Consider the following 9,925-nt stretch of genomic DNA (forward strand, 5'->3'; position numbering starts at 1 on the left):
GGAACAACCGCCCGAGAATCCGTGAGCTGAGAGGCACCGCCCCGTGAGCGAGAGCACCACCGAACCCCCCACCGGCGACCGCGTGGACCAGGTCGACCTGCAGGCGGAGATGCAGCGGTCCTACCTGGACTACGCGATGAGCGTCATCGTCTCGCGGGCCCTGCCGGACGTGCGGGACGGGCTCAAGCCCGTCCACCGACGGGTGCTCTACGCGATGTACGACGGCGGGTACCGCCCCGACCGCGGGTACTCCAAGTGCGCCCGCGTCGTCGGGGACGTCATGGGTCACTACCACCCGCACGGGGACACCTCGATCTACGACGCCCTCGTCCGGCTCGCCCAGGACTGGTCGCTGCGCTACCCGCTCGTCGACGGCCAGGGGAACTTCGGCTCACCCGGGAACGACCCGGCGGCGGCCCCGCGGTACACCGAGTGCCGCATGGCGCCGCTGGCCATGGAGATGGTCCGGGACATCGACGAGGAGACCGTCGACTTCTCCCCGAACTACGACGGCCACACGACCGAACCCGACGTCCTGCCGAGCCGGTTCCCGAACCTGCTCGTCAACGGTTCGGCCGGCATCGCCGTCGGCATGGCGACGAACATCCCGCCGCACAACCTCCGCGAGGTCGCCGAGGGCGCGAAGTGGTTGCTGGACAACCCGGACGCCTCCGACGACGAGCAGCTCGCGGCCCTGCTGCAGCGCATCAAGGGCCCCGACTTCCCGACGGGTGCGCAGATCCTCGGCCAGCGGGGCATCGCCGACGCCTACCGCACGGGCCGCGGGTCGATCACCATGCGCGCGGTCGTCACGGTCGAGGAGATCTCGGGCCGCACCTGCCTCGTCGTCAGCGAGCTGCCGTACCAGGTCAACCCGGACAACCTCGCCGAGAACATCGCGAACCTCGTCCGCGACGGCCGGCTCACCGGCATCGCCGACGTCCAGGACCACACGTCGGGGCGGACGGGCCAGCGGCTCGTCATCATCCTGCGCCGCGACGCCGTCGCGAAGGTCGTGCTGAACAACCTCTACAAGCACACCCAGCTGCAGCAGAACTTCGGCGCGAACATGCTGGCGCTCGTCGACGGCGTGCCGCGGACGCTGCCGATCACCGCGTTCCTCAAGCACTGGATCACCCACCAGCTGGAAGTCATCCAGCGCCGCACGCAGTTCCGGCTGCGCAAGGCCGAGGAGCGCGCGCACATCCTGCGCGCCCTGCTCAAGGCGCTCGACGCCATGGACGAGGTCATCGCCCTCATCCGGGCCAGCGCCACGGTGGAGATCGCCCGCGACGGCCTCATGGAACTCCTCGACATCGACGAGATCCAGTCCCGCGCCATCCTCGAGATGCAGCTGCGCCGCCTCGCCGCCCTGGAGCGGCAGCGGATCGTCGACGAGTACGACGAGCTCATGCGGCTCATCGAGGACTACAACGACATCCTCGCCCGCCCCGAGCGCCAGCGGCAGATCGTCGGCGACGAGCTCGCCGAGATCGTCGAGCGCTACGGCGACGAGCGGAAGACGCAGATCCTGCCCTTCGAGGGCGACATGACGGCCGAGGACCTCATCCCCGTCGAGGACGTCGTCGTCACCGTCACCCGCGGCGGGTACGCCAAGCGCACCCGGACCGACCTCTACCGGGCCCAGCGCCGCGGCGGCCGCGGGGTGCGCGGTGCCTCGCTGCGCGAGGACGACGTCGTGGAGCACTTCTTCACCACGACGACCCACCACTGGTTGCTGTTCTTCACCAACCTGGGCCGGGTTTACCGGGCCAAGGGGTACGAACTGCCCGAGGGTGGTCGCGACGGTCGCGGCCAGCACGTCGCGAACCTGCTGGCGTTCCAGCCGGGCGAGCGGATCGTGGCGGTGCTCGACATCGAGGACTACGAGCAGGCGCACTACCTCGTGCTCGCCACCCGGGGCGGCATCGTCAAGAAGACCCGCCTCTCGGAGTACGACTCGAACCGTTCCGGTGGGCTCATCGCCATCAACCTGCGCTCGCACCCCGGTCCCGACGGGGGTGAGGAGGTCGACGACGAGCTGTTCGGCGCGACCCTCGTCGACGAGGGCGAGGACCTGTTCCTCGTCTCCCGCAAGGGCATGAGCGTGCGCTTCGAGGCAACCGACGAGAACCTGCGCCCCATGGGCCGGGCCACCTCGGGCGTCACGGGCATGAAGTTCCGCGGCGACGACGAGCTGCTCGCGATGGCCGTCGCCCGCGACGACCTGTTCGTCTTCGTCGTCACCGAGCTCGGCTACGCCAAGCGCACCAAGATCGGGGAGTACCGCAAGCAGGGCCGCGGTGGTCTCGGCATCAAGGTCGCCAAGCTCACCGAGGAACGCGGTGACCTCGTCGGGGCCCTCACGGTCTCCGAGGAGGACGAGGTCCTCGTCGTCATGCAGGCCGGCCGCGTCGTGCGCTCCCGCGTCGACGAGGTCCCCGCCAAGGGCCGCGACACCATGGGCGTCACCTTCGCCCGCCCCGAGACGGGGGACCGGATCATCGCGGTGGCCCGCAACGTCGAGCGCGTCATCGACGAGGAGGTCGAGGCCGAGGAGGTCTCCGACGCCACGACGGAGGGCGCGGAGGACCCGTTGCTCGACACCGCGGGCGCCGGCGACGACCAGGCGGCCGCCGAAGGTGCCGACGAGGCACCCATCGGTGGAGCACCTGTGGAGGATCCGGGGAACGACCCTGTGGCAGGGGCGGCCGATGGCGTACCGTCGACCGAGGCTCCGTCGAGCGAGCCCGACACCGGAGGTGACGAGTGACCCCCGCCGAACGCGCGACAGCTTCGTCGGCAGCGGCTGGAACGCAGGGCAAGGGCCCGGCGACCGGTCAGACCGGTCGCCCCGCGGGCGACGCGACCCGGTCGGCGACCGCGACCGCGCCGTCCACCGGGCAGCAGGCCCGCCCCCGCAACGGGGTGGACTCCGTGCCGCGGCGTGTCCGCCTGAGCCTGGCCCGCGTCGACCCCTGGTCGATCACCAAGCTGTCGTTCCTGCTGTCGGTGGCCGTGGGCATCGCCCTCGTCGTCGCCACGGCGGTCATCTGGAGCGTCCTCGACGGCATGGGGGTGTTCACCGACCTCAACGGCCTGCTCAAGGACGTCGTGGGCAACGAGGTGGACTTCGACCTCCTGGACTACGTCGGGTTCGGCAAGGTGCTCTCGCTCGCGACGGTCATCGCCGTCGTCGACGTGGTCCTGCTGACGGCCCTGTCCACGATCGTCGCGTTCCTCTACAACGTCTCCGCCGCGCTCGTCGGTGGGCTGCACGTCACGCTGTCGGACGACTGAGCTCGCGCGGGTGCTGAGCACCCGTTCGGGTCCGGTAAGGTTGTCCCCGCTGCGTGCAGCGAACGGGCCTATAGCTCAGTCGGTTAGAGCGCTTCCCTGATAAGGAAGAGGTCGGAGGTTCAAGTCCTCCTAGGCCCACCGTCAAGCCCCCGTGGACGTCGTCCACGGGGGCTTCGTCGTTCCTCCCCCGAACGTGCGTGGTCGCTGGACTACTCACGGTAAGATCCAGTGGTGGAGGGACGGCTGCTGGCCACGGCCGCACAGGTGCGGGCACTCGTGGAGAGCCACAGCGCAGGTGACGAGGCCAGGTTCCGTGCCGCCGTCGGCGACGTCCTCGACAGCGCCGGCCGCAAGGGCGACCGGGCGCGCGAGGTCGAGGAACTGCGCGGACTGCTGGACACCCGGCGGGCCTCCGCCCGCCCGCAGACCCCCGCGGCACCGGCCCCGCCGAGCGCCGTCGTCCAGCCGCGGGGTGAGCTGGCGCAGGTCCTGCACGTCGCCCTCCCCCGGACGACCTTGGCCGACCTCGCCCTCGGCAGCGACGTCATGGCCCGGCTGCACCGCGTCCTCACCGAGCAGCGTCACGCCGACGTCCTGCGCGCGCGGGGTTTCGACCCGCTGCGCAAGCTGTTGCTGACGGGAGCCTCCGGGACGGGCAAGTCCATGACGGCCGAGGTGCTCGCCTCCGAGCTCGGGCTGCCCGTGTTCGCCGTCCGGTTCGACGTCTTCGCCGACCTCCCGGCCGAGGACGCCATCGCCAAGCTGTCGCTCGTCTTCGACCTCCTGGCCCAGAGCCGCGGGGTCTGCCTCTTCGACGACGTCGACGCCCTCATCGACCCCGACGGCGGTGAGCGCAGCCGCAGCCGGCTCCGTGACGTGCTGCGCGCGTTCACCGGGTTCCTCGACGCCGACACCTCCGCCAGCCTCCTCGTCGTCACGACCAACCGGCCGCAGCTGCTCGAACGTCCCGTCCTGCGGCGCTTCGACACCGTCGTCGACTACCCGCTGCCGAGCACGGGGGTGGTCCAGGAGGTCGTGCTCCGGCGGCTGCGCGGTTTCGACCTCTCCGCGGTGGAGTGGCCGCGCGTCGCGTCGACGGCGAGCGGGCTCAGCCACGAGCAGGTCTCGGCCGCCGCCGCGCTGGCCGCCAAGCAGTGCATCCTCGACGGCGCCGCCCAGGTCGAGACCTCGGCCCTGCTCGCCGCGCTGCGCGAACGACGGCAGATGCTCAAGATGGCCCCGTGAGGGCCGGGGGCACGGGGTGAGGACGAGGTTCGAGGTCCTGCTCGTCTGCACCGCCAACGTCAGCCGGTCGCCCATGGCGGCGTCGCTGCTGCGCCACCACCTGACCGACCGCTTCGGGGAGCGCGGGGCGACCATCCGGGTCGCCAGCGCCGGGACGACCGCACTCGTGGGGGAACCCGTCGACCCCGACGTCGCAACCGTCCTGCGCACCATCGGTCGTCCGGACCTCACGGGTGGGGAATCGGGACGTCAGGTCGACGCCCAGCTCGTCGGCGCCGCCGACCTCGTCCTGACGATGACCCGGGAGCAGCGGGGGGTCGTCATCGCGCTCGTCCCGCCGGCCCAGCGGCGCGTCTTCACCGTGCTGGAGCTCGCCCGGATCGCCCGGATGCTGGGGGACCAGAAGCGGTTGCCCCCGAGCGCGTCCCCGGGGGCCGGGTGGAAGGCGCTCGTCGGGGCCGCCCCCGCGTGGCGCGGACCGACGTCCCCGCAGGACCCGGCCCGCGACGACGTGGACGACGTCCACCGGGCCAAGCTCGACGTCCAGGTGAAGGCCGCCCGCCGGCTCGACGACGCGCTCGGGGCCGTCGTCGCGGTCCTCTGACCGGGGCGCTCGTCCTCAGCGCTCCAGCAGGACGTGCTCGGCGTCGGACGGGGTCGTCGGCTGGTAGCCGTACCCGTACTCGTACGCGTAGCTGTACTCCGACGCCTTCGCGGGGACCATGGTGAGCACGCCCCCCAGCACGGTGGCGTCGACGGCCCGCAACCGCTCCAGACCGCGGACCAGGTGGTCGCGCGTGGTCTTGGCGTGCCGGACGACGACCACGGCGCCGTCGGCCTGGCGGGCCAGGACCGCCGCGTCCGCGACGGGCAGCAGCGGCGGGGTGTCGATGATGACGAGGTCGGCCCGCTCGCGCAGCCGCTGCAGCAGTTCGGTCATGTGGCGTGAGCCCAGCAGCGCGGCCGGGTTCAGCGGGATCGGCCCCGCAGCCAGGACCGACAGGCCGGTGTCGCCGTAGGGCTGCAGGACGTCGTCGAGGTCGGCGCGGCCGGCGAGCACGGTCGTCAGCCCGGCGCTGTCCTCGACACCGAGGTAGTCGGCCACCCTCGGCAGCCGCAGGTCGCCCTCGACGAGGATCGTGCGCAGCCCCGCCGTCGCCGACGTGAGCGCCAGGTTCACGGCGGTCGTGCTCTTGCCCTCCCCGGGCAGCGCGGAGGTGACGACGACGACGCGGGGCGGGTGGTCGACGTCGGCGAACTGCAGGTTGGTCCGGATCTGGCGCAACGCCTCCGACTGCGGGGACCGCGAGCCCTCCACGACGAGTTCGGGGCGCTCGCCGCCCTCACCGTTCGGGACGGAGCCGAGGGCGGGTGCGCCGAGGTCGGTGATCGTCGTGAGCGTCTTGACCGTCGTGTCGAGGACCTCGCGCAGGATGGCCAGCCCGGTGCCCATGACGGCGCCGGCGAGCAGGCCCAGCGCGAGCATCTTCGTCAGGTCGGGGGCGATGGGCTCGCGACGGATCTCGGCCGGGCGCAGCACGTTGATGCGGACCGGGCTCATCGTCTCCGGCGTCGCCTGCTCGAGCTCGCTCACGGCCGCCCCGAAGTGCTTCGAGATGGAGTTGGCGACGTCCGCGGCCAGCTTCGGGGACGACTCGTCGACCGTGACCTCGATGAGGACGGTCCCGAGGGGGGCCGTGGAGTTCACGTGGTCCGCCAGGGCGCGCGGCGTCGTGTCCAGACCGAGCTCGCGGATGACCGGGGTGAGGACCTTGGGGCTCTCCAGCACGCTCGTGTACGACTGCACACGCTGCTGGGTGAACATGCTGCCCTGCATGAGCAGGGCCGCGTTGCCCGTGTCGTACATCGACACGAACATCAGGCAGTCGGCGCGGTAGACGGGGGCGCTCGTGGAGTAGCCGCCGAACCCCGCCCCCCCGCCGAGCAGCACCGACAGGACCACGAGGATCCAGTGCTTGCGCAGCGCGCGGAGGTAGTCGACGAGGTCCACGGGGCGTCCATCGGCGGACGGTGCCCCCAGCTGACCCGACCGGGTCGTTCAGTGCTCCGGGACACCGCCGAACGGGGTGAAACGATGGACAGGGACCCGGGAAGGCTCAAGTCGACACGCCGTCAGGACGACGAACAGCGGTGTCCAGCCCGTGCAGTGTGCTACGGGGCGCTACCCGGAGGATCGACGTGACCATGACCAGTGACCCGGGGACGAGCCTGCGCTCCCCCCGTTCCTGGTCCGCGGGCGCGGTCCGACGGGGCCGGCGCCGGCGGTCGCAGCTCGCCGTGCTCCTGCTGGCCACCGACGCCGTGTGCGTCCTCACGGTGGTGCTCCTGCTCGGGCACGCGGCCCCCGCCGTCGTCGTCTTCTCGGCGTCCGCGCTCGTCGTGCACGCCTTCGCGGGCCTCTACCGGCCGCGGATGGACCTCAGCATCCTCGACGACCTGCCGCTGCTCGGTGGCGCGAGCATCGCCGCCATCGGCGTCGCCTCCATCGCCGACGGGGCGCTCGGCGTCGGGGACGTCGGGGCCGGCACGCTCTGGGCGGCGCTCGCGCAGACCGCGCTCGTCGTCAGCAGCCGCGCGGTCGTGTACTCGGTGCGGATCCGCTACCGGCGGGCCGGGCGCGTCGCGATGCGCACCCTCGTCGTCGGGTGCGGCGGCCTCGGGGCACAGCTCGTCGACATCCTGCGGTCCGGTGAGCACGGGCTGCTGCCCGTCGGGTTCATCGACGACGACCCGCGGCTGCCGGCCGGCGAGCGTCCGCTGCCCGTGCTCGGCGGCATCGCCGACCTCGAGCGCGTCGTGCGCGAGCACCACGCCGACATCGTCGTCATCGCCTACTCCAACGTGCCCGAGATGGTCGTCGTCGACGTGCTGCGCAGCTGCCAGGGCCTGGACGTCGAGATCTTCACCGTGCCGCGGTTCTGGCAGGTGACCAACACCCACCGCTTCGTGCAGTCGGTGCGCGGTGTGCCGCTCGTGCAGCTGCGCCGACCGGCGTTCCGCGCGGCGACGTGGCCGCTCAAACGCGTCATGGACGTCGTGGCGTCCGCGGTCGGCCTCGTCGTCGCGGCGCCCGTGCTGCTCGCGTGCGCTCTGCTCGTGCGGCGCGAGGTCGGTCCGGGACCCCTCTTCCGGCAGGAACGCGTCGGTCTGGACGGCCGGACGTTCTCGCTGCTCAAGCTGCGGACCATGCGCCCCGACGCCGACTCCGACGTCCGCTGGCACGTCGAGGACGGGGTGGGCCCCGTGGGCGGCTGGCTGCGCCGGCTCTCCCTCGACGAACTGCCGCAACTGTGGAACGTGCTGCGCGGGGAGATGTCGCTCGTGGGCCCGCGCCCGGAACGGCCCCACTTCGTCGAGCAGTTCACGCTGGACTACGACGACTACCTGTGGCGGCACCGGGTTCCGGTGGGGGTCACCGGCTGGGCGCAGGTCCACGGGCTGCGGGGCGACACGTCGATCTCCGAGCGGGCCCGCTTCGACAACCACTACGTCGAGAACTGGTCGCTGTGGCTGGACGTCAAGGTCCTGCTGCGCACGGTGGTCCAGGTCCTCACGGCGGCGGGGCGGTGAGCGGGGACCCCCTCGTCCTCGTCCTCGGGACCGCCGACTGGAACGCCCCCGTCGCGACCAACCAGCACCGGGTGACGGCGGCGCTCGCGCCGGCCTTCCCCGTCGTCTTCGTCGAGGGGACGGGCACCCGGTCCCTGCAGCTGGGGGACGCGCGCCGTGTGCTGCGCCGGCTGCGCTCCACGCCGCAGCTCGCCGGCCGGGCCGTCCCCGCCGGGGTCGCGGTCGTCAGCCCCCGGGTCGTGCCGCACCACGCGCCCGTGACGCGTCGGGTCAACACCGCCCTGCTGCAGCGTCAGGTCGGCCGGTGGCTGCGGCACCGCGGACCCCGGTTGCTGTGGACGTACTCGCCGTTCACCCACGGGCTGGAACGGCACGCCGACCGGACCGTCTACCACCTCGTCGACCTGCTCCACGAGAACCCGGGCGTGCACCGGGGACGGCTGCTGGCGGCGGAACGGGACCTGCGGGCCGACCTCGCCCTGGCGACCAGCCCGGCCATCGCGGAGCACCTGCGGGCGCAGGGTTTCGCGACCACGCGGGTGCTGCCGAACGTCGCCGACGTCGCCCTCTTCACCGCAGCGGCCCGGGCCACCGTTTCCCGTGGAACATCCGCGGTCTTCGCGGGAACCCTGGCCCCGCACAAGCTCGACGGGGAGCTGCTCCTCGACCTCGCGTCCGTGCTGGGTGACCGGTTGCGGTTGGTGGGGCCGCTCGTCGACCCGGGGGACCCGTTGTGGCGCAGCCTGTCCGCGGCGGGCGCCCGGATCGGGGGTCCGCTCGGGCCGGCGGAGCTGGCGCGGGAGCTGGCCACGGCCGCGGTCGGGCTGGTGCCCTACCGGCTCTCGCCGCTCACGCGCGGCATCTCACCGTTGAAGACCTACGAGTACCTGGCCGCCGGTCTGCCGGTCGTCAGCACGCCCCTTCCGGCCGTCACCGCCCTCGAGGGAGCGGTCTTCGTCCGTGACCGGGCCGCGTTCGTCGCGCAGGTCGAGGACCTGCTGGCGGACGGTGACCCGGCGCGCCCGGAGCGGATGACCCGGCTCGCGCAGGGACACGACTGGGAGAGCCGGGGCGTCGAGCTGCGGGCACTGGTCCGGGACCTGCTGGCGGGCCCCTGAGGCGGAAAACACTCTTTCCGCCCCTCTGGACCGGTCCCGAGGGGCGGAGGGAGTGTTTTCCGCGCGGCCCTGGAGCGGGTGGTGACGCTCGGTGGTGACGCTCGGTGGTGACGCCGGGTGGTGGGGCCGGGTGGTGGGGCAGGGCCGGTGTCAGGCCCCGGTGCCGGGGCCGGGCGGGCGGCGCCCCTTGAGCACGCGCTTCACCACCACCACCCCGACGACGACGGCGACGACCGCCATCACGAGGAGGGAAAGGATCACGAGGATCCACGGGTGGTCGACGAGGTTGCGGAACACCCCGCCGACGCTAGCGGTGAGTCCCGGACCGCACGCCGAGGCGCGCGATCCGGGACCCGGTCCCTGTGAGCCGTGTCAGAGGCGGAAGGTGCCGACGAGGGCGTTGAGCTCGGCGGCGGAGCGGGCGACGTCTTCGGCGGTGGTGGCGGTGTGCCCGGCGCTGGTGGTGGTCTGGTGGGCGGCGGCGGCGATGCCGGTGATGTTGAGGGAGATCTCCTGGGAGCCGGTGGAGACCTCGGTGACGTTGCGGACCATCTCGGCGGTGGTGGCCGACTGCTGTTCGACGGCGGCGGCGATGGTGGCCTGCAGGGCGTCGACGCGGACGATGACGTCGCCGATCTGTTCGATGGCGGTGGTGGCGGCGGCGGCGTCGG

General features: G+C 72.4%; 8 protein-coding genes, 1 tRNA gene and 1 pseudogene. 7 read left to right on the forward strand and 3 right to left on the reverse strand.

Annotation, left to right across the window (positions count from 1 at the left end):
• The first annotated feature begins 43 nt into the window (after positions 1-43).
• The 5 genes from gyrA to AB0637_RS15400 all read left to right on the forward strand — a co-directional run bounded on the left by gyrA (position 44) and on the right by AB0637_RS15400 (position 5,149).
• Positions 44-2,773 (forward strand): DNA gyrase subunit A, encoded by a 2,730-nt coding sequence (gene gyrA, locus AB0637_RS15380; RefSeq protein WP_366173315.1) that lies wholly within the window; start codon positions 44-46, stop codon positions 2,771-2,773.
• Positions 2,770-3,300, forward strand: a complete 531-nt coding sequence (locus AB0637_RS15385; protein ID WP_366173316.1) for a DUF3566 domain-containing protein — start codon at positions 2,770-2,772, stop codon at positions 3,298-3,300. The genes gyrA and AB0637_RS15385 overlap by 4 nt, the downstream gene beginning before the upstream one ends.
• A gap of 64 nt (positions 3,301-3,364) precedes the next feature.
• Positions 3,365-3,438 (forward strand) — tRNA-Ile (locus AB0637_RS15390).
• A 93-nt stretch (positions 3,439-3,531) separates the two neighbouring features.
• Positions 3,532-4,545 carry an ATP-binding protein gene (locus tag AB0637_RS15395; RefSeq protein ID WP_366173318.1) on the forward strand — a complete coding sequence of 338 codons (1,014 nt, stop codon included), beginning with the start codon at positions 3,532-3,534 and terminating at the stop codon, positions 4,543-4,545.
• 16 nt (positions 4,546-4,561) lie between these two features.
• Positions 4,562-5,149 carry a hypothetical protein gene (locus AB0637_RS15400; RefSeq protein WP_366173319.1) on the forward strand — a complete coding sequence of 196 codons (588 nt, stop codon included), beginning with the start codon at positions 4,562-4,564 and terminating at the stop codon, positions 5,147-5,149.
• A gap of 15 nt (positions 5,150-5,164) precedes the next feature.
• Here the strand turns inward: AB0637_RS15400 and AB0637_RS15405 are convergent, their stop codons facing one another.
• A complete protein-coding gene (locus AB0637_RS15405) occupies positions 5,165-6,556 on the reverse strand; it encodes a polysaccharide biosynthesis tyrosine autokinase (RefSeq protein WP_366173320.1) in 1,392 nt (463 codons plus the stop codon).
• Positions 6,557-6,750: 194 nt separating this feature from the next.
• Between AB0637_RS15405 and AB0637_RS15410 the strand changes: the two genes are divergently transcribed.
• Both AB0637_RS15410 and AB0637_RS15415 read left to right on the forward strand, forming a co-directional pair.
• A complete protein-coding gene (locus AB0637_RS15410) occupies positions 6,751-8,136 on the forward strand; it encodes a sugar transferase (RefSeq protein WP_366173330.1) in 1,386 nt (461 codons plus the stop codon).
• Complete coding sequence (locus AB0637_RS15415) at positions 8,133-9,254, forward strand: glycosyltransferase (RefSeq protein ID WP_366173321.1); 1,122 nt, start codon at positions 8,133-8,135, stop codon at positions 9,252-9,254. Before AB0637_RS15410 ends, AB0637_RS15415 begins: the two co-directional genes overlap by 4 nt.
• Before the next feature lie 150 nt (positions 9,255-9,404).
• Here the strand turns inward: AB0637_RS15415 and AB0637_RS15420 are convergent, their stop codons facing one another.
• Positions 9,405-9,551 (reverse strand): hypothetical protein, encoded by a 147-nt coding sequence (locus AB0637_RS15420; RefSeq protein WP_366173322.1) that lies wholly within the window; start codon positions 9,549-9,551, stop codon positions 9,405-9,407.
• Positions 9,552-9,626: 75 nt separating this feature from the next.
• Positions 9,627-9,925 (reverse strand): annotated as a pseudogene (locus AB0637_RS15425) (methyl-accepting chemotaxis protein); the annotation flags it as partial.

Origin of the sequence: Kineococcus sp. NPDC059986, from assembly GCF_040702905.1 — a bacterium.
Classification (GTDB): domain Bacteria; phylum Actinomycetota; class Actinomycetes; order Actinomycetales; family Kineococcaceae; genus Kineococcus.